Genomic DNA, 21,840 nt, shown 5'->3' with positions numbered 1-21,840 from the left:
CTCAGTGTGCTGAACGTTTTCCGCTCCCCCTGTGACGTGACCCGGCCATGACCTGGCCACGCCGCCTGACGGCCGCCACGAGCATCGGCGTCCCGCTCACCCTCTTGATCCTCGGCTGGGGACCGCTGACCGCAGGCCACCCCGCCCACCTGATCCTCCTGGCCGTGGTGGCAGCCGTGGGCGTGGCGGCAGCGTGGTGGCGCCGCACGCCGTCCTGGCTGGCCATCGCGCTCACAGTCGTGCTCCTCGCACCCCTGCTCTACCTCCAACCGTTCGCGACCACTGAGGACAGCGGCAACGAGACGGTGCTGCGACCGGACGGCCCGGTGCGCGCCGGACTCGTCTTCCACCCCGGAGCACGCGTGGACTACCGCGCCTACGTCCCGCTGCTGCGTCGCGTTGCCGCGCAAGGCTTCCTCGTCGTCGTGGTGCGGGAGCCGCTGAACATCGCCCTGCTGAGCGGGGACACGGCCGCGCTGCGTGCGGAACACCCCGAGGTGCCGGCGTGGGCGGTCGGCGGGCACTCGCTGGGTGGTGTGGCCGCGGCGCGGGACGTCCTCGCGGACTCGTCGGTGCGCGGCCTGGTGCTGTGGGCGTCCTACCCGGTCGACGACCTGTCCGGGCGTGGCGGGCTCAGCGCGTGGTCCATCCACGGCGAGAAGGACGGCTTCACCACGTCCCAGGACGTGGCCGACTCGCGGAGGCTGCTGCCGGCGGACACCCGGTTCGAGCTGGTGCCGGGTGCCGTGCACGCGTTCTTCGGCGACTACGGGGAGCAGCCCGGTGACGGTGTGCCGACCGCCTCGCGGGCCGAGGCCCAGGAGAAGATCGTCGCGGGCACGGCGGCCGCGCTCGCGGCGATCGCCTAGCTCTCCACGCCGCGCACGGTGGCCATGGAGGTGAGGCCGGACATCTCCAGGAGCGGCACGAGCAACGACGTCGCGACCACCTCGACGCGTTCCGCGTGCGTGAACAGCACGCTCATGCCGGCGCTGTCGATGTAGTGCACCTCGGTGAGGTCGACGACGAGCGGGCCCTTGTTCTGGGCGAGGGCGGTCTCGAAGGTGGCGGTGTTGCTCAGGTCGATCTCACCCGCCACCTTGAGGACTGGCCTGCCCTGCGGGTCGGTGGTCGTGGTCAGGGTCAGTGGCGTCATGAGGAATCTTCACCTGCATCGTCACGGTGGTACCGGTCAGGTCGGGGGAGATGGACACGGCGTCCATCATGGTGTGCATGATCGTCGTACCCCGGCCGCGACTCGCGTCCGGCTCGGTGTTGGGGGTCTTCCACGTGCCGGTGTCCACCACCGTCACGTGCAGCTGGTCGTTGCCCACGGTCTCCAGTCGCAGCCTGACCGCCTGGCGCACCGCGTCCCGGTAGGCGTGCTCGATGGCGTTCGCGGACGCCTCGCCGACGGCGAGCAGGACGCGCTGGGCGTGTCCGGTGGAGAACCCGCACTGGCGCAGCCAGGTCCGCAGCTTGCCGCGGGCGCCCTGGAGCTCGTCGGCCTCGGCGGGGAAGGTCACCTCGAGCGGTGCGGGGTGCCGGTACAGCAGCAGGGCGACGTCGTCGTCGTAGCCTCCTGCCGGTGCGAGGGCGGCCATGATCTGGCCGGCCAGGTCCTCCAGGCCGTTCGCGCGGCCCTCCTGGACGGCGAGCGCGGCCTTGTCGATGCCCTCGTTCAACGAGCTGCGGCGGCGTTCGACGAGTCCGTCGGTGTAGGTGAGCAAAGTGGACCGCGGGGGCAGGACGCACTCCGCCTCCGTGCGCTGCACGCCCAGTTTGACCGCGAGCGGGATGGAGCGTCCGCCTTCGAGCAGTTGGGTCGTGCCGTCCGACAGCGCCAGGATCGCGGGCGGGTGCCCGGCGCTCGAGTAGACGAGGTGCCCGGTGTCGGGGTCGAGGACGCCGCAGAACACCGTGGTGCACAGGGCGCCGCGGACACCGGCCGCGAACTGGTCGAGCGCCATGAGCGCGCGTGCGGGACCGATCTCCTGCAGCAGCAGGGCCCGGCAGGCGCTGCGCAGCTGGCCCATCACCGCGGCGGCGGAGAGCCCGCGGCCGACGCAGTCCCCGACGACGATGCCGATGCGTCCGTCGGGCAGGTCGAACGTGTCGTACCAGTCGCCGCCGACCTCCAACGGCCGTGCGGCCGGTTCGTAGCGCACGGCGAATCCGCCCGGCAGGTGCGACGGGCCGAGGATCGCCCGTTGCAGCGCCAGCGCCGTCTCCCGTTGCTGGTCGATCTGGTGGGCGCGGGACAGGCCCTGCGTCAGGTGGCCCGACAGCAACGACAGCAGCAGCTCGTCCTGCTCGGTGAACTGGTGGCGCGCGTCGAGGCGCACCAGGAGCACCATCGGCCCGTCGGGGTGCTCGACGGTGACGGCGGCGCTGCCGTCCTCGGTGAAGACCGGGATCAGCGCCGCGTGCCCCGTGAGCTCGTAGAGGGCCTCGCGCCGGTGCTCGGGCAGGTCCTTCCAGCCGAGTTCCCCCGCGGCGGTGCTGACCCGCGGGGACTCGTGCCTGCCGAAGACGACGGCGAGGACCTGCTCGGTCCGCCACAGGCTCTCGAACTGCTCCAACGCTCCGGTCAGCGCCTCGGTGGTGCTGGTCGCGCGGGACAGCCGCATGCTCATCTCGGCCAGCGCGGTCTCCCGCCGGCGGGTGTGGTGGTCGGCGGTGACGTCGCGGAACGTGCCGACGGTCATCGTCGCGCCGGTGTCGGGGTCGCGGGCGGGGTTCATGAGGGCGCTGACCCACACCCGCCTGCCGTCGCGGTGGGTGACGGGAACGGTCCGCCCGCGCTGGTCACGGCCTGACCGCGCCTCGAACGCCTCGGTGAACTGCTTGCGCGCGTCGGGATCTGTCTGCTCGTCGGGCCACCACGGGTGCGGTACGGCATACGGCAGGCCCTCCGGCCCGTAGCCGAGGATGTCGGTGAACGCGGCGTTGACCTCCACGACGGTGCCGTCGTCGTCGCAGACGAAGAAGGCCTCCTGCAGGGAGTCGATCAGCGCGTCGCGCCAGCGGGCGTGCTGCCCGCGCAACCGGGCGAGGTCCACGTTGGCCCGCACCCGCGCCAGCAGGTCGGCCGCCGCGAACGGCTTGACGAGGTAGTCGTCCGCGCCCGCCCGCAGCCCCTCGCCGGAGGCCTCCTGGCCCGCGCGGGCGGACAGCAGCAGCACCGGGACGGACCTGGTGCGCTGGTCGGCGCGCAGGGCGGCGACCAGCGACAGGCCGTCCATGCGCGGCATCATCACGTCGCTGACCACCAGGTCCGGTGGCTGGGCGCGGGCCGTCGCCAGCGCCGCCAGGCCGTCGTTCACGGTGCGCACGTCGTAGCCGGCCCGGAGCAGCAGCCGGCTCAGGTACTCCCTCATGTCCGCGTTGTCGTCGGCCACCAGCACCGTGGCGGGGACCTCCGGCGCGGTGGCCGTCGTGGTGCTGGGCAACAGGTCCTCGACCGCGGGACCGGGATCCGGCAGCCAGCGCAGCGCCTCCTGCACGTAGGGCGCGGCGATGCCGGACACGGCGGGCGGGGCGGTCTCCTGCGAGAGGGTCCCGGCGGGCAGGTGGTCCGTGCCGAACGGCAGCTCGACGGTGAAGACGGTGCCCTCGCCCTCCGTGCTGGAGGCGTGGATCGTGCCGCCGTGCAGGCCCACGAGCTCCTGCACGAGCGCGAGGCCGATGCCGCTGCCCTCCTTCGACCGCGACCAGGTGTGCTCGATGCGGTGGAAGCGTTCGAACAGCCGGGTGATCTCGTTCGGCGCCACCCCGACGCCGGTGTCGGCGACGGTGACGACCGCCTTGCCCTCGCCCGGCCGCACGGTGACGACGACCGAACCGTCCACTGTGAACTTGAGGGCGTTGCTCAGCAGGTTGAGGACGACCTTCTCCCACAGGCCGAGGTCGACGTGCACCGGCTCGGGCAGCGGGGAGCAGTCGATCTCGAACTCCAGCCCCGCCCGCTCGACCGCCGAGCGGAACACGCCGGCGAGCTCGGCGGTGGCCGCGGCGAGGTCGACCGGCTGGAAGACCGCCTGCATGCGGCCTGCCTCGAGGCGGGAGAAGTCGAGCAGGGTGTTGACCAGCTTGCCGAGCCGCTGGCCGTTGCGGTGGATGACCTCCAGCTCCTGCTCCGCCTGCGGGTCGGCCTCGGCGAACCTGTCCCGCAGGTCCTGCACCGGACCCATGATCAGGGTCAGCGGCGTGCGGAACTCGTGGCTGATGTTGGAGAAGAACGCGGTCTTGGCGCGGTCCAGCTCGGCGAGCTCCTCCGCACGTCGTTGCTGCGCCTGGAAGTCGCGCGCGCCCGCCACGCCCGCGGCGAGGTGGCCCGCGACCAGTTCGACGAAGCCCCGGTAGCCGTCGTCGAGCGGGCGGTGCCTGTTCAGGCCCGCCACCAGGAAGCCGTGCGGTGCGCCGCCGGGCCGTTGCAGCGGCACCACCAGGGCGGAGGTGGGAGGACGGTCCCAGGCGCCGCCGGGAAGTCCGGTGATCCCGTCGAGGTCGACCACGGCGGACTCACCGCGTCGGGCCGCCTCCACCGGCCACAGCGACGCGTCCGCGAGCGGGACGGCCGCGGGGGCCGCGGGATGGCCCGCCATGGCGCCGGTGGCGGCGGCGAGCCGCGCGTGCCCGTCGTCGAAGAGGTAGGTCAGCGTGAAGGGCAGGTCCCGCTGGTTGCCTTCGAGCTGCGCGCAGGCGTACGCCAGGACTTCCCGCTCCTCGCGCGCGACGCTCGGGTCCGAGCCGAGGTCGCGCAACGTCGCCATCCGCCGTTCGCCGATGACGCGCTCGGTCTCCTCGCTGACCACGCACAACATCCCCGCCACCGCACCGCTCTCGTCGCGCAGCGGGCTGTAGGAGAACGTGTGGTAGCTCTCCTCGGGGAAGCCGGACCGCTCCACGAAGAGCAGCAGCGCCTCGTCCCAGGTCGCCTGCCCGGTGGTGAGCACGCTGTCGACCCTGGGCCCGATGTCGTCCCAGATCTCGGCCCACACCTGCGCCGCCGGCCGCCCGAGCGCCCACGGGTACTTGCGGCCCAGCGTGTTGAGCCGATAGGCGTTGTTGCAGAAGAAGGTCAGCTCCGGTCCCCATGCCATCCACATCGAGAACCGGGACGACAGCAGGATGCTCACCGCGGTCTGCAGGCTCTGCGGCCAGTCGGCGGGAGGGCCGAGCGGGGTGGCGGCCCAGTCCACGGCGGCGAGGTCGCGGCCGATCTCCTGGCTCTCGGTGAACACGTCGGCGAGCGCGGGCCGTTCCTGTCGTCGCCCGCTGTCGTCAGAGTGCCTCACCGACCGTCCTTTCGCCGCACCTCGACAGTTTTACCCGTCCAGGGTGCCCGCGATCACCGTCGGCTGCACAACCAGTGGCCGTCGTGCGCCGGTGACGCAGGCCACGCGAGTCTTTGTTGAAGTTTCAATATAAAGGCTGCACACTCATATGTGAAACTTCAACAAGACGGAGGCCTGGATGGGTACGGCAGTGAAGTCGCCGGCATCTGCCGCGAAGGTCCGCACGCGGGTGACCGTTCCCCTCGAGTTCCCGGACGGGTACACCACCACCGCGGAGGTCTTCACCTTCACCGGGCTCGAGGACGGCCGTGAACACCTGGCGCTGGCCCTGGGGCAGTGGCGTTCCGTGCTCGCCGGTGGGGGAGCGCCGCTCGTGCGTCCGCACAGCGAGTGCCTCACCGGCGACGTCTTCGGCTCCCAGCGGTGCGACTGCGGTCCCCAGCTGCGCGAGGCGGTCGAGCGCATCTCCGGCGAGGGCGGTTTCTTGCTCTACCTGCGGCAGGAGGGCCGCGGCATCGGGCTGTACGCGAAGCTCGACGCCTACGCGCTGCAGGAGGCCGGGCTGGACACCTACGAGGCGAACCTCGCGCTCGGCCGCGGGGAGGACGAGCGCGACTACGCGGTGGCCGCGCAGATGCTGCGAGCGCTGGGAGCCGACCGGATCCGGTTGCTCAGCAACAACCCCGACAAGGCGCTGCAGCTCGACGCCCTCGGCGTTCAGGTCGTCGACCGCGTGCCGACCGGCGTCCACCTGACCGAGGCCAACGCCGCCTACCTCTCCGCGAAGGTCTCGCACACCCACCACACCCTCGCCCTCCCGGCGTGACTCCACGAAGGATTGAGAACACCATGACGCTGACCGGTGAGCTGGACAAGGACGCCTCGACGGTCGTGCCCGTGCACCCGTTGCTGGCGCGGCGGTGGAGCTCCCGCGCGTTCGACCCCCGCCACGAACTCGCGGACGACCAGCTGACGGCGTTGCTGGAGGCGGCCAGGTGGGCGCCGAGCGCCTCGAACACCCAGCCGTGGCGGTTCGCCGTGACGCGGCGCGGCACCGCCGAGCACGAGTCGGTGCTCTCTGCTTTGGCCGCGGGCAACCAGGTCTGGGCACGGGACGCGTCCGCGCTGGTCGTGGCCGCTTTCCAGACGACCGGCGCCGCACAGCCGTGGGCCGTCTACGACGCGGGCCAGGCCGTGGCCCACCTCTCCGTGCAGGCCGAGGCCGAAGGTCTCGCGGTGCACCAGATGGGCGGCTTCGACCGCGAGCGCCTCACGTCCGTGCTCCCGGAAGGCGTGACACCGCTCGTGGTCGTCGCCATCGGCCTGCGCAGCGAACCCGCACGGCTCGCCGAACCGTTCGCCGGGCGGGAGACCGCCGCGCGGGTGCGCCTGCCGATCGACGACCTGCTGCTCGCGGTGCGACCGGCCTGAGTTCGTTCCCGGTCCGGTCCGGGAGAAGGGATGATCACGTGATGACCGACGCTCGACCCGCCCCCGCGGAGCCCCGGTGGCTGACAGGTGCGGAGATGACCACCTGGCTGAACATCACCCAGCTCCTGATGGTGCTGCCCACCGCGCTGGACAGGCAGCTGCGCGACGACGCCGGCCTCACGCACGCCCACTACCGGATCCTCGCGATGCTCAGCGCCGAGAGCGACGGCAGCATGCGCATGACGCGGCTGGCCCGCAAGACCGGCACCACCACGACCAGGCTCTCGCACGCCGTCTCCGCCCTGGAGGAACGCGGCTGGGTGGAACGCCGGGCCTGCGCCACGGACAAGCGCGGCCAGGTCGCCGGCCTCACCGACGAGGGCCACGCGTTCCTGCGCACCGCCGCGCCGGGCCACGTCGCCGAGGTCCGCCGCCTCGTCTTCGACCACCTGACCGACGAGGACGTCACCCGCCTGGGGGAGATCACGGCGAAGCTCCTGCCCGTCCTCACCGACTGACGACAGGCGTGTCCCTGCTTGCCGGATGTGTGGAAGAGGAGCTGTTCAAGGCGCTGGCGGACTCCTGCCGCCGGTGCGTTCACGACGAGCTGACCGGGCGCGGTGGCCGGACGTTGTTCGAGATCTGCACCCGTCGCTCACTTCTCGCTCACGTGGCGGTGTGACCGGCGCGTCAGCCATCGGTTCGTGGTGCGCCTCTACCGTCGCTGGGACGACTGGCGGAGGGACGAGGCATGCGGGTCGAGCACCGCGGTGCCCACGAGCTCCTGCGACCGGGCCAGCACGGCGAGGGCCCGGTCCAGGCCCTGACGGCACCCGGTGCCGTGGTGGATCTCCGCCGCCCGCCGAGCCTCGCCGACCGCGGTCGCCGGTTCACCGCGGTCGAGGGCGAGCTCGGCGAGCAGGGTCCGCGCGGTCGCCTCGTGGATCCGGAAACCGGCCTTCTCCGCTGTGCGAAGACCTTCCTCGCAGTGCTCGGCCGCGACCCCGTACCGGCCGGAGGCGTGGAGGGTGGCCGCGAGGCCGAGCAGTGCGTCCACCTCGAGGTACCTCATGCGGTGCGCCCTGGCGCGGCTCACGCCCTGCCGGAAGTAGCGCTCCGCCTCCGCGTGGTCGCCGAGGTGCAGGTGCGCCTTGGCGACGATGGTCCTGCTCGCCGCGTCGACCCGCGGGTTGGCGATCTCCTCGGCGATCGCCAGCGCGGCCTTCGCGCCGGCCAGCGCCAGTGCAGGCTCGTCGCGGCGCAGGTGCAGCGAGGCCAGGTTCTCCAGGGCACTCGCCTCACCTGCCCGGCTGCCCGCCTCGCGGTGCAGCTCCAACGCCTCGGAGTTGTACGAGAAGGCCAGGTCCAGCCGTCCCGTCAGACCGTGGATCACGCCGAGCGCGTCGAGGCTGAAGGCGTGCGCGGGCTTGGTCTCCGGGGTGCGCTCGACCGCCAGCACGCGGGTGTGCTCCCGCAGCGCGTCCGCGAGGCGGCCCATCTCCTCGTAGATGGTCGCAATGTTGGCGCGCAGTCCCGTTTCCGGCAGTCCGTTGCGCTCCTGCACGTCCAGGGCCTCGAGGAACCACGTGAGGGCCTGGTCCGGGTTGCCGAGCTCGTGGTGCACGGAGCCGAGGCTGTTCAGCACGGCGACGTGCCGCTGCGGCAGGTCGACCCGGTCGCAGAGCGCGATGGCCGGCTCGTACGTGTGGATCGCGCGTTCGTACTCGCCGAGGTTCCAGTGCGCGTCGCCGAGGCAGTGCCTGGCCGCGATCTCACCCTCGACGTCGCCTTCGGCCAGCGCTGCACGCACGGCGGCGTCGCCGATGGCGAGCCATTCCGGAGCGCAGCGGCTGAGCCAGAAGTAGCTGCGGAGCAGGTCGCACAGCCTCCAGGCGAACTCCCGCGGGCCGTGGTCGCAGGCGTGCGCGACCGCGGCGACCAGTCGTGCCCGATGAGCGTCCAACCAGGACAGAGCACCGGTGATGTCGTCGATCTCGAGCTCCGGCAGGTGGGTGCCGGCAGCAGGACCGGGCATCCGCACGAGCGACACGCCCAGGGCGACGACGGCGGTCCCGGTGTCCTGGAGGTAGACGTCGAGCAGCCGGCGAACCGCCGTGGCGCCCTCGTCGTCGGTCTTCTCCGCGGCGTAGAGGTGCAGGAGGTCGTGCATGGCGAACTGTTCGGAGGCCTTGCGTTCCACCATGTTGGCCGCGATGAGGACGTCGAGCACCTTCGCGGCGCGGTCGGGGGCGACCGCCAGCAGCGCGGCGGCGGCGCGGGGCGTGAAGTGGTTCCCCGGCACGAGCCCCAGCAACCGGAACAGCCGCTGGGCGTCCGGGTTCAGCGGCTCGTACGACGCGTCGAACACGGTCCGGACAGGACTGGGCTCGTCGTCCACCGCGAGCAGGTCGAGCGTCTTCGCCGGGCGGAACCCGGAAACGTAGTCACCCACCGACAGATCGGTGCTGACGAGCCGTGCCGCCGCCAGCCGCAGCGCCAGCGGGAGGTGGGCGCACAGGTCCCCGAGCGTGACGACCGCGTCCGGTTCGGCCTCGGCCCTGTCGGTTCCGAGGAGGCGCCCGAGCAGCTGGTTCGTCTCGGTGGGGTCCAGGCGTTGCACCACCCGCGATCGTGCGCCGTCGAGTGCCACGAGGCCGGTGAGCCGGCGACGGCTCGTGACGAGGGTCAGACAGCCGGGGTCGCCCGGCAGCAACGGGCGGACCTGCTCGGCCGAACCCGCGTTGTCCAGCACCACCAGGACCCGCCGGCCCGCCAGGAGCGACCGGTAGGTGGCCGTCAGCGCCTGTTCGCCGGTCGGCATCGCCTCGTCGGACACGCCCAGGGCGCGGAGGAACGCGATGAGCACCTCGGCCGGGTCCGCGGACTCGTGGGTGCCGTGCCCGCGCAGGTCGGCGTGGAGCTGCCCGCCGGGGAACCGGTCGGCCACCCGGTGCGCCCAGTGCACCGCCAGCGCGGTCTTGCCCACCCCGGCCGTGCCGACGAGCGCCGCTGTGGTCGAGGCCTCCGCGGAGGCCATCTCGTCGAGCGTGCGGTCGAGCCAGCGCAGGTCGCCCGCACGGCCGGAGAACCCCCGCACCGCTGGGGGCAACTGCCGGGGACGGACCGGCGGCCTGCCCGCCGGAGCGGGCGGGTCGAGCCCGGGGTCGGAGTCGAGGACCTTCTGGTGCAGGTCGCGCAACGCGGCACCGGGCTCGATCCCGAGCTGGTCCCGCAGAAGCGCCTCCACCTCGTGGAAAGCGGCCAGCGCCTCGCTCTGCCGGCCGCACCGGTGCAGCGCGAGGATCCGCCGGCACCACAGTCCTTCGTGGAACTTGTGCCGGGCGGTCAGCGCGGCGAGCTCGCTGACGAGCTCGGCGTGCTGCCCCAGTTCGAGACGGCTGTCGACACCGGCCTCGACCGCCGCCAGCCGCAGGTCCTCGAGGCGGGCGATGTCGGGCCGCAGCACGTCCGGTGCGGGCAGTCCGTCCATCACCGGCCCCCGCCAGAGGCCGGCGGCCCGGGTCAGCCGCTCGGCGGCGAGGGCGTGCCCGCCCTCGGCCTGTGCCTGCCTGCCCTCCGCGACCAGCCGTTCGAACACCAGGACGTCGAGGTCGTCCGCGCCGGCGACCAGCAGGTACCCACCTGCCCGCGTCTCGAGTGCCGGACCGCGGCCGCCGCCGGCCGCCAGGAGCCGGCGCAGGTTCGACACGTAGGTGGAGACGTTGGCCGGTGCGGACCGCGGCGGCTCGTCGCCCCACAGCCCTGTCCAGATGGTGTCCTTCGACAACAGCGTGTTCGCGCGCAGCACGAGCATGGCCAGCAGCACGCGCTCCTTGACGCGCCCCAGTCGCAGTGGGCGCTCGTCGCCGTCGCGGGCCTCCAAGGGACCGAGCACGCGCAGCCGCATCCGCCCCCCGTCTTCGCGATGCCACCCAGGTGCGCCGGACGTGCGAGTCCGGTGAGGACGACTCTAGCGGGATCGACCCGCTCCGGGAGCTGACGGCGTGACCGTCCCGCGAGGGACTCATACGACTTCGTGTATCTCCCGTGTGGACCCGTCAGGCACGGTGCCCTTCGGCACACGAGTTCTGGGGGGAACGAGTCGGTATGGGTTTCCAGTTCAACGTGCTCGGTTCGCTGGAAGTGCGGCGCGACGGGCAGCCGGTCCCGATCAGGGCGGCGAAGCAGCGGGCGTTGCTGGCCGCGTTGCTGGTCGACGCGAACCAGGTGGTTCCGATCGACGAGTTGATGGCCCGCATGTGGGACGGGCAGCCGCCCGGTGGTGCGCGGAACACGCTGCAGAACTACGTGCTGCGCCTGCGCCGCACGCTGGCCGGCGCGGACGGCCCGGTGACCACCCACGCCGCGGGCTATCGGATCAACGTCGGCGAAGGGGCCTGCGATCTGCACCGCTTCGACGCGCTGACCGCGCAGGCCCGGCACCTCGCCGGGACGGGGGACGCGTCGCGGGCGTCGGAGTTGCTGCGCACGGCGACCGGTCTGTGGCGGGCTCAGCCGTTGCTGGACGTGCCGTCCGAGAAGTTGCAGCGCGACGTGGTGCCGGCGTTGGCCGAGAAGCGCCTCGACGCGATCGAGCTCCGCATCGACCTCGACGTGGAGCTGGGACGGCACGGGGAGGTGCTGCCGGAGTTGCGTGAGCTGACGGCCGCCCACCCGTGGCGGGAACGGTTCTGGGCGCAACGCGTCTTGGCGCTCTACCGGGCGGGCCGGCAGGGTGACGCGTTGAGGTGTTTCCACGACGTCCGCGCCGTGCTCTCCGAGGACCTGGGCGTCAGTCCCGGTGCGGAGCTGACCGATCTGTTCCAGCGGGTCCTGGCCGCCGACCCCGAGTTGCTGCGCGGGGTGCCGGACGACGCCGCGCCGCCAGTGGTCGGCCGTCCTCGTGCCGTCAGCGATCCGGGGGCTACGACGACGACGTTCATCGGGCGGCAGGAGGAACTCGCCCACCTCCGCCGGCTGCTGGAGTCGGAACGCCTGATCACCCTCACCGGAGCGTGCGGGGTGGGGAAGTCCCGGCTGGTCCAGGAACTCGCGGTCCAGCACGCCGGAACGTGCGTCGTCGACCTCGCCGCGCCGGACGGGTCCGGCGGCGTCGGCCGGGCGCTCGCCACCGCGCTGGGCGTGCCGGTGGAACCGGGCGGTGATGATCGGGCCGCCATCGTCGAGCACCTGCGCGGCGAGCGCGCGTTGCTGGTCCTCGACAACTGCGAGTCCTCGCTCGACGAGGCCGCGGAGGTGGTGACCGGTTTGCTGCGGGCGCTGCCCTGGGTGCGGGTCCTCGTCACCAGCCGGCACCGCCTCGGGCGGCCCGGTGAACACGTGGCGGTCGTCGCGCCGCTGGCCGTGCCACCGGGAGACCGCCGGTCACCGGCCGGCTGCGAGTCGGTGGAGCTGTTGCTGGACCGGGCGTCGGCGGCGGTGCCGGGTTTCGAGATCTCCCAGCGCGACTGGCACGACGTGCGGGTGCTGTGCGAGCGGCTCGACGGGCTCCCGTTGGCGATCGAACTGGCCGCGAGGCGGTTGGGCGTCCTGTCCCTGCGCGACGCCGTCGAGCGGATCGACGACCTGTTCTCGTTGCTCGACGACCCGGCCGGACCGTGGTCGTTGCGCCGCTCGGTCGACCGCAGCTGGAACCTGTGCTCCGAGTCGGAGCGGTCGCTGTGGGCCCGGTTGGCGGTGATCTCCGGTGCGTTCGACCTCGGGGAGGCCGAACGCGCGTGCGTCGTCCACGGCGTCCCTCGCGGTGACGTCGTGGGGTTGCTGGCCGGACTGGTGCACAAGTCGGTCCTCGTCGCGGACACCAGCGGCCTGCGGGCCCGCTACCGGATGCTGGGCGTGCTGCGGGAGTACGGACGTCTGCGTTCGGCCGACCTGGTGCCACCGGTGACCGCGCCCCGGCTCCGGTCGGTCGGGGACCGCTAGCGCGGTGGTGCCGTCGAGTTGCGGGTCACCAGGCGCACGTCCAGCACCAGGTGCTCGGCCGGGCGCTCGCCGCCGTCGATCAGGGTGAGCAGGCGGTCGACGGCGTGGGTGGCCTTGCCGACGATGTCCTGCGCGATGGTGGTCAGCTTCGGCGTGATGTAGGCGCTGAGGTCGAGGTCGTCGAAGCCGACCACCGACACCTGGTCCGGGACGCCGATGCCCGCGTCGATCATGCCCTCGATGACGCCGATCGCCAGGATGTCCGCGGTGGCGAACACGGCGGTCGCGTCCGGGTGGGCGTCGAGCCAGCGCCTGCCGAGGGCGACGCCGTTGTCGTGGGTGGTGTTCAGGGTCTCGACAGGACAGTCCGCAGTGGACAGACCGGCCTCTTCGAACGCCTTCTGGAAGCCCAGGAAGCGTTCGTGCACCACGCCGACGTCGGTGAACGACGGGCCGGCGAAGACGATCCTGCGGTGTCCCAGGGAGAGCAGGTGCGCGGCGGCGAGGCGGGCGCCGGTGAAGTCGTCGGAGCGCACGCCGGTGGTCAGCGGGTTGTCGGCGTAGCTGTCGATCGCCAGGACGGGTGTGGTGCCGGTGACCTGGCGGCGGAGGTCGGCGATCTCCTCGTCCAGGAAGCCCAGCAGCACCGCGCCGTCGAGGCTCCAGGAGCGCAGCGCCTCGCCGATCTCCGAGGTGTCGGAGACGCCCCGCAGCAGCAGGTGGTAGCCGCGTTTGCGGAGCCTGCGCTCGATCTGGCCGATGATCGCGATGTTGTGCGGGCTGATCGCGAGGCTGTCCTCGCTGGCCGCGGGCACCAGCAGTCCGACCAGCCTGGACTGGTTGGCCGCGAGGCTGCGCGCCGACGCGCTCGGCACGTACCCGCGTTCGTCGATGATCCGGCGCACGCGCTCGATGGTCTCGGTCGAGACCCGCGCGCTCTTGCCGTTGATCACGTTGGACACGGTCATCACGCTGACGCCCGCCGCCTCCGCGATGTCCTTCAGGGTGACCCGCAAGCGCAGTCCTCCGATTTCCGTCGTTGACACCCTCCGTGCCGCAGGCTAGCTTTCCACACCACGCAGATATAGCGCTATACCTACTCTGATCAGCGATGATCGGCGAGCTGTCGCGTGTCTGGACTCGAACGAGGGGAATCGCACCGTGACGACGGACCTGCCTCCGCCCGCGCCCTGGTGGCGTGACGCGGTGATCTACCAGATCTACCCGCGCAGCTTCGCCGACGCGGACGGCGACGGGACCGGCGACCTCGCCGGCGTGCGCGCCCACCTGGGCCACCTGCGCGACCTGGGCGTCGACGCCATCTGGTTCACGCCCTGGTACCTCTCGCCGATGGCCGACGGCGGCTACGACGTCGCCGACTACCGCGCCATCGACCCCGCCTTCGGCACCCTGGCCGACGCCGAGGCGCTCATCGCCGACGCCGCCGCGCTCGGCATCCGCACCATCGTCGACGTGGTGCCCAACCACGTCTCCAGCGACCACGCCTGGTTCCAGGCGGCGCTGGCCGCGGGTCCGGGCTCGCCCGAACGCGAGCGCTTCTGGTTCCGCGAAGGCGGGGGCGAGCACGGCGAACTGCCCCCGACGAACTGGCGGTCGAGCTTCGCGGGAGGCACCTGGACGCGCGTTCCCGATGGTCAGTGGTACCTGCACCTGTTCGCACCGGAGCAGCCCGACCTCAACTGGAACCACCCCGACGTGCGCCGCGAACACGAGGACGTGCTGCGGTTCTGGTTCGACCGCGGCGTGGCGGGCATCCGCGTCGACTCGGCGTCCATGCCGGTCAAGGACCCCGCACTGCCCGAGGTGCCGGAGACCTACGCCGCCGGCGAGCACCCGTTCATCGACCGCGACGAGCTGCACGACATCTACCGCGGCTGGCGCGCCGTCGCCGACTCCTACGCCGAACCGCGCGTGCTCGTCGGCGAGGTGTGGCTGGACGACCAGAAGCGCTTCGCCCGCTACCTGCGCGCCGACGAGATGCACTCGGCGTTCAACTTCGACTTCATGGGCCGCCCCTGGGACGCCAAGGAGCTCCGCGACTCGATCGTATCCACTTTGGACGCCCACGCACCCGTCGGGGCGCCCGCGACGTGGGTGCTGTCCAACCACGACGTGACCCGCCCGGTGACCCGTTACGGCCGCTCCGAGACCTCGTTCTCCTTCCTGGCCAAGCGCTTCGGTCAACCCACTGATCTGGAGCTGGGGGAGCGGCGGGCGCGGGCGGCGGCGTTGCTGACGGCGGCACTGCCCGGCGCGCTCTACCTCTACCAGGGTGACGAACTGGGCCTGCCGGAGGTCGAGGACCTGCCGCTGGACGTGCTGCAGGACCCGATGCACTTCCGCTCCGGAGGCGTGGACCCCGGCCGTGACGGGTGTCGCGTTCCGTTGCCGTGGAACAGGGAGGGTCGCTCGCACGGTTTCGGGCCGCAGGACGGGCAGCTTCCGTGGTTGCCGCAACCCGTTGGGTGGGGCGAGTTGTCGGTCGAGGCTCAGGGGAGCGACCCCGCGTCGATGCTCTCGCTCTACCGGTCCGTGCTGGCGTTGAGGCGAGGCGAGGCCGGGTTGCGGGGGGAGGCCTTCGAGTGGGTCGACCTCGGGCCTGACGCGATCGCGTTCCGGCGCGACGACGTGGTGTGCGTGGTCAACTTCGGGCCCGACCCGCTCGTGCTGCCTCCGCACCGGGAGGTGTTGATCACCAGCGCTCCGCTCACCACCGCGCAAGCTGCGGCCGCCCCGCTCACCGGCACCCAGCCCACCGGCACGCCGCTCTCCACCGCCCAGGCCACGGTCGCCCCGCCCAGCAACACGCCGCCCACCAGCGCGCTGCTCTCCACCGCCCAGGTCACCGGCACGCCCCTCGCCACCACCCAGCCCACCGCCACCCCACCCACCAGCGTCCCGCTCGACGGGACCCGCCTGCCCACCGACGCCGCCGCGTGGCTGCGCGCGTAGTTCCCCCGGGAGAGACGATGAAGTCCCACCGTTCACCACTCGCCGCCGCCCTCCTCCTGCCGCTGGTGATCACCGCGTGCGGCTCCAGCCCCGACGACGAGCTCAACGCCGACGGCAAGGTCGTCCTGACCGTCGCCATGGACGCCGGGCTCGAGGGCAAGGCGATCGAGGCGTTCAACGCCCGCGTCGCCCAGTTCGAGCAGGTCAACCCCGACGTCGACGTGAAGCCCCAGGAGTACACCTGGACGGCGGCGACGTTCACCGCGCAGTTGGCGGGTGGTACCGCGCCGGACGTGCTGACCGTGCCGTTCACCGACGGGCGGGGGCTCATCGAGCGCAAGCAGATCGCGGACATCAGCTCCCGCGTCGCCGCACTGCCCTACGCCTCGGGGCTCAACCCGACCGTCGCGAAGGCGGGTCAGGCGGCGGACGGCAAGCAGTGGGCGGTGCCGATCGCGGCTTACGGCCAGGCCTTGCACTACAACCGCACCCTGTTCACCCAGGCCGGGCTGGACCCGGACAAGCCGCCGACGTCGTGGGCCGAGGTGCGCGCCGCGGCCAAGCAGATCACCGAGCGCACCGGTCAGGCCGGCTACGCGCAGATGACCCAGGGCAACACCGGCGGGTGGATCCTCACGACGCTGGACTACGCCTTCGGCGGGCGCACCGAGAAGGTCGACGGCGACAAGGCCGAGGCCACCGTCGACACCCCGGAGATGACCGAGGTCCTGACCACGTTGCGCGCCATGCGGTGGGACGACAACTCGATGGGCGCCAACTTCCTCTACGACTGGGCGGGCATCAACCAGGACTTCGCCGCCGGCCGCATCGGGATGTACGTGTCGGGTGGCGGCAACTACGGCAACCTGCTCACCCAGAACGGCCTCAAGCCCGCCGACTACGGCGTGGCCGCGCTGCCGTTGGCGGACAAGCCCGAGGCGGGTGTGCTCGGTGGCGGGACGCTGGCGGTCGTCAGCCCGAACGCGGGGGACCGGGGCAAGGACGCCGCCGTGAAGTGGATCGACTTCTACTACATGGGCAAGCTGACGAACCAGGACGCGGCGGTCGCCGACGCGAAGACGCTCTCCGACACCAAGCAGCCTGTTGGTGTGCCCGCGCTGCCGGTGGTGGACCGCGCCACCTACGACAAGCAGCAGGAGTGGGTCAAGCAGTACGTGAACGTGCCGCTGCAGCAGATGAAGCCCTACACCGACGCCATGTTCGACCAGCCGTTGGTCACCGAGCCCACGAAGTCGACCCAGGAGGTCTACAAGATCCTGGACACGACGGTGCAGAAGTTGCTGACCGACCGGGGTGCGGACGTCGCCGCGCTGTTGAAGGCGGCCGACGCCGACGCGCAGGCCACGATCGGCCGGGGCTGAGCGGTGGCCGTCCAGTCCCCGGTTCGCGCGGTGGCGGTCGTCCCGCCACCGCCCGCCCGGCCCCGCCGGAGGCGAACGCCCGTCACGTGGGTCCGCCGCGGCGGACTGACCACCCTGCTGTTCCTGGTGCCGCTGCTGGTGGTCTTCGGGGTGTTCTCGTGGGCGCCGATCGTGCAGTCGGTGGTGATGAGCTTCCAGCGGACGAACCTCGTCGGGCCGGTGACGTTCGTCGGCCTGGACAACTTCGCGCAGGTGCTCGACGACCCTCTCCTGTGGACGGCGGTCGGCAACACGCTGTGGTTCGCGGTGCTGGCGCTGGTGTTCGGGTATCCGATTCCGCTGGTCGCCGCCGTGCTGATCAGCGAGGTCCGGGCCCGCCGCGGCCTGTTCAGCGCGCTGGCCTACCTGCCGGTGGTCGTGCCGCCGGTGGTGGCGGTGCTGCTGTGGAAGTTCTTCTACGACGCCAGTCCGTCCGGGGTGTTCAACACCGTGCTCGGCTGGGCCGGGCTGGGACCGTGGCAGTGGTTGCAGGACGCCGGCAGCGCCATGCCCGCGCTGGTGCTCGAGGCGACCTGGGCCGCGGCGGGCGGCACCGTGATCATCTACCTGGCCGCGCTGGCCGGGGTGCCCGCCGACCAGTACGAGGCCGCCGAGATCGACGGCGCGGGGATCTGGCGCAAGATCTGGCACGTGACGCTGCCGCGGCTGCGCGGTGTGCTGCTGGTGACGTTCATCCTGCAGATCATCGGCACCGCGCAGGTGTTCCTCGAACCGTTCCTGTTCACCGGCGGCGGTCCCGCGAACTCGACGATGACGATCCTGCTGCTGATCTACGACTACGCCTTCGCCAGCAGCCTCGGCGGGGACTACGGCGCCGCGACCGCGTTGAGCATCATGCTCGCCGCCGTCCTGGCCGTGCTCTCGGCGCTCTACCTGAAGGCGACCAAGTCCTGGAGCGCGTCATGAGCCGCGGGCTGATCTCCCCGTCGGAACGGGCCACCCCGGCGATCCGCCGGACGGTGCGCGCCGTGCAGACCCTGTTGCTGGGCGGGCTGCTTCTCGCCGGGCTCGGGCCGGTGCTGTGGCTGGCGAAGGCCGCGATCACGCCGACGCAGGACACGCTGCGCACACCGCTGGCGATCTTCCCCACCGGCGTCGACCTGACCAACCTCGTCACCGCGTGGACGCGGGTGGAGATCGGCAGGTACTTCCTCAACACCGTGGTCATCGCCGCCGGGTCGTGGCTGGTGCAGCTCGTCGTGGCCACCACGGCCGGCTACGCGCTGGCGATCCTGCGGCCCCGCTACGGGAAGCTCGTCACCGCCGTCGTGCTCGGCACGCTGTTCGTCCCGTCGATCGTGCTGCTGGTGCCGCTTTACCTGACGGTCGTGCGCACCGGGATGATCAACACGTTCTGGGCGGTGTGGCTGCCGGCGGGCGCCAGCGCGTTCAACGTCGTTCTGGTGCAACGGTTCTTCGCGAACCTGCCGCGCGAGGTGCTGGAGGCCGCACGGGTCGACGGCGCCGGTCCCGCGCGGGTGTTCTGGTCGGTGGTGCTGCCGCTCTCGCGCCCGATCCTGGGCGTGGTGTCGGTGTTCGCCGTCGTGGCCAGTTGGAAGGACTTCCTCTGGCCGCTGCTGGTGCTGCCCGACCCGGCGGTGCAGCCGCTGTCGGTGCGGTTGCCCGCGTTGCAGCGCTACGTCGAGCTCGACGTGTTCCTCGCCGCGCTCGCCATCTCGTCGGTCATCCCGGTGGCGCTGTTCCTGGTGTTCCAACGGCTGTTCCTGCAGAGCGGAGCGCTCGAAGGCGCGGTCAAAGGCTAGGCCCTGTCCCCATTCGCCCAGGAGAACAACAACGATGTTGAAGAAACTCCCCGCGACCGCAATGGTCGCGGTACTGGCTGCTGCCCTCATGGCGAGCGGAACCACCGTCTCCGCCGCACCCACCGTCCACCAGGCCGAGTCCGCCGCCCTCTCCGGCGGCGCCCGCACCGAGACCGAGCACGCCGGGTACACCGGCTCCGGTTACGTCGGCGGGTTCACCGACGCGAACCGCGGTGCCGCCGCGCTCACCGTCACCACGAGCGGGTCCGCGGCAGGCGCGAACAGGCTGGTCCTGCGCTACGCCAACGGAACCGGCGGCGCCCGCACCGTCACCCTGGCCGTCAACGGCGGCACGCGCCAACTCTCGCTCCCGGCCACGGCGGGCTGGGCGTCGTGGGGGACGGTGAGCCAGGACGTCACCCTGAACGCGGGCGCCAACACCCTCGCCGTGCGGTACGGCACCAACGACAACGGCAACGTCAACCTCGACAGCCTGTCGGTGGAACCGGTGGCCCCCGCCGCCGGGGTCGTGGAGGCCGAGTCCGGGACGCTCTCCGGCGGCGCCCGCACCGAGTCCGAGCACGCCGGGCACACCGGCAGCGGCTACGTCGGCGGGTTCGTCGACGCCAACAGGGGCGCGGCAGCGACGTTCGGCATCTCCAGCACCGCCACCAAAGCGAGCCTGACCCTGCGCTACGCCAACGGGACCGGTTCGCCGCGCTCCATGTCCGTGACGGTCAACGGCGCTGCGCAGCAGGTGTCGTTACCCGCAACGGCGTCGTGGAGCGAGTGGACGACCGCGAGCGTCGCGGTCACCACCGTCGTGGGGTCCAACACCATCGCGATCTCCTTCGGTGCCAACGACAACGGCAACGTCAACCTCGACAGCGTCGCCCTCGCCCCGGACACCACCACCCCCACCCCCGAGGGCACGACCGAGCTCGAGAGCGGCTTCCTCGATGGAGGTGCCGTCACGACCAGCACGGCGGGTGCGACCGGAACGGGAGCGGTGTCGCTGCCCGGCGCGGGCGCGCGGGTGATCCGCACGATCAACCAGACCGCCGCGGGCACCGCCACGATCACCCTGCGGTACACGGCATCCGCGAACGGCACGGTGACGAGTTACGTCAACGGCGTCAAGGGCGCGCAGCTGTCCCTCACCGGCGGCAGCGGCTGGCGCACCGTCACGCACACCGCTGCGCTGCGGGCCGGTCTCAACATCGTCGGCTACCAGAACGCGGCCGGCGCGCAGGTCGACAACATGGCCGTGACCGGTTCGGCCGCACTGGACGCACGCGGCGCCACCGTCCCGTTCACCACCTACGAGGCCGAGGCCGCAACCACCACCGGCACCAGGCTCACCGCGGGCCGCAAGTACACGACCGACGTCGCCGAGGCCTCCGGGCGCAGCGCCGTCAAGCTCACCGGCACCGGCCAGCACGTGCAGATCACCCTGACCAAGCCCGCCAACGCCCTCACCGTCCGGGCGAGCGTTCCCGACGGCACCACCGCGCCGCTGGCCGTCTACGCGGGCAGCACCAAGGTCGCCGACCTGCAGCTCACCTCCAAGTACAGCTGGATGTACGGCGCCTACCCGTTCGCCGAGGGCCCTGGTGGCGTGCGCCCGCACCGCTACTTCGACGACGCGCGCGTCCTGCTCCCGCAGACCTACCCCGCGGGCACCGTGATCCGCCTGGCCAAGGACACCTCCGCGAGCGCGTACATCACCGTCGACCTCCTCGACGCCGAGGTCACCACCGCGACGACCGCACCGGCCGGGTACGTCGACGTCCGCACCCACGGCGCCAACCCCGGTGACGGGGCCGACGACAGCGCCGGCATCCGCGCGGCCGTCGCCGCAGCCCAAGGCACCGCGGCCAAGGGCGTGTGGCTGCCCGCGGGCTCCTACAACCTGAACAGCATCGTGAACGTCAGCGGTGTCGACGTGCGCGGCGCCGGCATCTGGCACACCGTCCTCAACGGAGCCGGCCGCCGGGGCGGGTTCGCCATCACCGGCGCGGGCAGCACGATCGCCGACCTCGCCTTCGACGGCGACGTCACCACCCGCGACCCCGACGACGCGCCGAACTCCGACTCGTTCGTCGAGGTGGAGTCCGGCTCCGGCTCGACGGTGTTCAACGTCGCCACCAACCACGCCAAGACCGGGCTGTGGCTCAAGCAGGCCGACGGCTTCTACGCCGCGGGCCTGCGGGTGCGCAACACCATGGCCGACGGGCTCAACGTCAACGGCAACAACGGCCCCACGAACAACGTCCGCGTCGAGCAGAGCACCTTCCGCAACACCGGCGACGACGGCATGGCCATGTGGTCGTGGAACCCGAAGAGCGCCGTCAGCCGCAGCGTGTTCGCCTTCAACACCATCTCGCTGCCGATCCTCGCCAACGGCGCCGCGATCTACGGCGGCACGGACAACCGGATCGAGGATTCCCTGATCAGCGACACGGTGTTCAACGGCGCCGGCGCCATGGTGTCGAGCTGGCACGACGCCAAGCCGTTCGGCGGCACCACCGCCGTGCAGCGCACCACCTTCACCCGCACCGGCACCCGCAACTGGGACTGGGACACCCACACCGGCGCGGTCTGGTTGTTCGCCGAGAAGTCCGACATCACCGGAGCCCTGGTGGTGAGGGACCTGGACATCACCGACTCCAGCTACCACGGCATGTTGTTCAGCTGGAACAAGGCGATCACGAACGTGACCGCCGACAACGTGAAGATCAACGGCACGGGCGGGGCGACCGACGCGTTCACCGACGACAAGGGCGTCGCGGTGTCGAACGCCGGCTCGCACGGCATGCACTTCAACCTGGTGACCGGCACCGGGCGCTTCGACCGGGTGACCGTGACGGGCGTCAAGGGCACCGGCAGCCAGGGCATGGCCAACGACCAGAACCGCTTCACCGTCCAGCGCGGCACCGGCAACTCCGGCTGGTGACGCAACAGCGCCCCCACCCGCGGACAGCGGGT

15 protein-coding genes are annotated in these 21,840 nt (G+C 71.8%); 11 read left to right on the top strand and 4 right to left on the bottom strand.

Annotated elements, in window-relative coordinates; all coding sequences use genetic code 11:
• Positions 1 to 47 precede the first annotated feature (47 nt).
• Entirely contained in the window at positions 48 to 869 is an 822-nt protein-coding gene (locus tag IE307_RS16420) for an alpha/beta hydrolase (RefSeq protein WP_191298801.1), read from the top strand.
• On the opposite strand, the gene IE307_RS16415 is transcribed toward IE307_RS16420, so the two are convergent.
• Together IE307_RS16415 and IE307_RS16410 are read right to left on the bottom strand one after the other, a co-directional pair.
• Positions 866 to 1,156, bottom strand: coding sequence for an STAS domain-containing protein (locus IE307_RS16415; RefSeq protein ID WP_191298800.1), 291 nt, complete (start codon positions 1,154 to 1,156; stop codon positions 866 to 868). The genes IE307_RS16420 and IE307_RS16415 overlap by 4 nt on opposite strands.
• Positions 1,089 to 5,300, bottom strand: a complete 4,212-nt coding sequence (locus IE307_RS16410) for a SpoIIE family protein phosphatase (protein WP_229904762.1) — start codon at positions 5,298 to 5,300, stop codon at positions 1,089 to 1,091. Before IE307_RS16410 ends, IE307_RS16415 begins: the two co-directional genes overlap by 68 nt.
• Positions 5,301 to 5,478: 178 nt before the next feature.
• Here IE307_RS16410 and IE307_RS16405 point away from each other — a divergent pair, with 178 nt between their 5' ends.
• The 4 genes from IE307_RS16405 (at position 5,479) to IE307_RS16390 (ending at position 7,413) form a co-directional block, all read left to right on the top strand.
• Positions 5,479 to 6,126, top strand: coding sequence for a GTP cyclohydrolase II (locus IE307_RS16405; protein WP_191298799.1), 648 nt, complete (start codon positions 5,479 to 5,481; stop codon positions 6,124 to 6,126).
• A 23-nt stretch (positions 6,127 to 6,149) separates the two neighbouring features.
• The gene (locus tag IE307_RS16400) at positions 6,150 to 6,731 is read left to right on the top strand and encodes a nitroreductase family protein (RefSeq protein WP_191298798.1); all 582 of its coding nucleotides are present in this window, start codon (positions 6,150 to 6,152) and stop codon (positions 6,729 to 6,731) included.
• A gap of 95 nt (positions 6,732 to 6,826) precedes the next feature.
• Positions 6,827 to 7,249: a MarR family winged helix-turn-helix transcriptional regulator gene (locus IE307_RS16395; RefSeq protein WP_229904761.1), complete on the top strand. Its 423-nt coding sequence runs from the start codon at positions 6,827 to 6,829 to the stop codon at positions 7,247 to 7,249.
• A gap of 8 nt (positions 7,250 to 7,257) precedes the next feature.
• Positions 7,258 to 7,413 carry a hypothetical protein gene (locus IE307_RS16390; RefSeq protein ID WP_191298796.1) on the top strand — a complete coding sequence of 52 codons (156 nt, stop codon included), beginning with the start codon at positions 7,258 to 7,260 and terminating at the stop codon, positions 7,411 to 7,413.
• 33 nt (positions 7,414 to 7,446) lie between these two features.
• Here the strand turns inward: IE307_RS16390 and IE307_RS46750 are convergent, their stop codons facing one another.
• Complete coding sequence (locus IE307_RS46750; RefSeq protein ID WP_229904760.1) at positions 7,447 to 10,638, bottom strand: AfsR/SARP family transcriptional regulator; 3,192 nt, start codon at positions 10,636 to 10,638, stop codon at positions 7,447 to 7,449.
• Between the two features lie 200 nt (positions 10,639 to 10,838).
• On the opposite strand from IE307_RS46750, the gene IE307_RS16365 reads away from it, so the two are divergent.
• Positions 10,839 to 12,674: an AfsR/SARP family transcriptional regulator gene (locus IE307_RS16365; RefSeq protein ID WP_191298795.1), complete on the top strand. Its 1,836-nt coding sequence runs from the start codon at positions 10,839 to 10,841 to the stop codon at positions 12,672 to 12,674.
• Here IE307_RS16365 and IE307_RS16360 read toward each other — a convergent pair.
• Positions 12,671 to 13,690, bottom strand: a complete 1,020-nt coding sequence (locus tag IE307_RS16360) for a LacI family DNA-binding transcriptional regulator (protein ID WP_191298794.1) — start codon at positions 13,688 to 13,690, stop codon at positions 12,671 to 12,673. The genes IE307_RS16365 and IE307_RS16360 overlap by 4 nt on opposite strands.
• A 145-nt stretch (positions 13,691 to 13,835) precedes the next feature.
• Between IE307_RS16360 and IE307_RS16355 the strand changes: the two genes are divergently transcribed.
• The 5 genes from IE307_RS16355 to IE307_RS16335 are packed head-to-tail and all read left to right on the top strand — an operon-like array spanning position 13,836 to position 21,808.
• Positions 13,836 to 15,647 carry a glycoside hydrolase family 13 protein gene (locus IE307_RS16355; protein ID WP_191298793.1) on the top strand — a complete coding sequence of 604 codons (1,812 nt, stop codon included), beginning with the start codon at positions 13,836 to 13,838 and terminating at the stop codon, positions 15,645 to 15,647.
• A 17-nt stretch (positions 15,648 to 15,664) separates the two neighbouring features.
• A complete protein-coding gene (locus IE307_RS16350) occupies positions 15,665 to 17,029 on the top strand; it encodes an ABC transporter substrate-binding protein (RefSeq protein ID WP_191298792.1) in 1,365 nt (454 codons plus the stop codon).
• A gap of 3 nt (positions 17,030 to 17,032) precedes the next feature.
• Complete coding sequence (locus IE307_RS16345; RefSeq protein ID WP_229904759.1) at positions 17,033 to 17,995, top strand: carbohydrate ABC transporter permease; 963 nt, start codon at positions 17,033 to 17,035, stop codon at positions 17,993 to 17,995.
• Positions 17,992 to 18,852: a carbohydrate ABC transporter permease gene (locus IE307_RS16340; protein ID WP_191298791.1), complete on the top strand. Its 861-nt coding sequence runs from the start codon at positions 17,992 to 17,994 to the stop codon at positions 18,850 to 18,852. The genes IE307_RS16345 and IE307_RS16340 overlap by 4 nt, the downstream gene beginning before the upstream one ends.
• Before the next feature lie 34 nt (positions 18,853 to 18,886).
• Positions 18,887 to 21,808 carry a carbohydrate-binding protein gene (locus IE307_RS16335; protein WP_191298790.1) on the top strand — a complete coding sequence of 974 codons (2,922 nt, stop codon included), beginning with the start codon at positions 18,887 to 18,889 and terminating at the stop codon, positions 21,806 to 21,808.
• Positions 21,809 to 21,840 lie beyond the last annotated feature (32 nt).

Source organism: Lentzea cavernae (genome assembly GCF_014653695.1).
Classification (GTDB): Bacteria; Actinomycetota; Actinomycetes; order Mycobacteriales; family Pseudonocardiaceae; genus Lentzea; species Lentzea cavernae.
Note: the sequence above shows the minus strand (reverse complement) of the source record. Positions and strands in the feature narration are given on the sequence as shown.

Coding starts and splice junctions, on each gene's coding strand:
- IE307_RS16420 (WP_191298801.1), top strand. CDS start 48: ATGACCTGGCCACGCCGCCTGACGGCCGCCACGAGCATCGGCGTCCCG.
- IE307_RS16415 (WP_191298800.1), bottom strand. CDS start 1,156: ATGACGCCACTGACCCTGACCACGACCACCGACCCGCAGGGCAGGCCA.
- IE307_RS16405 (WP_191298799.1), top strand. CDS start 5,479: ATGGGTACGGCAGTGAAGTCGCCGGCATCTGCCGCGAAGGTCCGCACG.
- IE307_RS16400 (WP_191298798.1), top strand. CDS start 6,150: ATGACGCTGACCGGTGAGCTGGACAAGGACGCCTCGACGGTCGTGCCC.
- IE307_RS16395 (WP_229904761.1), top strand. CDS start 6,827: ATGACCACCTGGCTGAACATCACCCAGCTCCTGATGGTGCTGCCCACC.
- IE307_RS46750 (WP_229904760.1), bottom strand. CDS start 10,638: ATGCGGCTGCGCGTGCTCGGTCCCTTGGAGGCCCGCGACGGCGACGAG.
- IE307_RS16365 (WP_191298795.1), top strand. CDS start 10,839: ATGGGTTTCCAGTTCAACGTGCTCGGTTCGCTGGAAGTGCGGCGCGAC.
- IE307_RS16350 (WP_191298792.1), top strand. CDS start 15,665: ATGAAGTCCCACCGTTCACCACTCGCCGCCGCCCTCCTCCTGCCGCTG.
- IE307_RS16340 (WP_191298791.1), top strand. CDS start 17,992: ATGAGCCGCGGGCTGATCTCCCCGTCGGAACGGGCCACCCCGGCGATC.
- IE307_RS16335 (WP_191298790.1), top strand. CDS start 18,887: ATGTTGAAGAAACTCCCCGCGACCGCAATGGTCGCGGTACTGGCTGCT.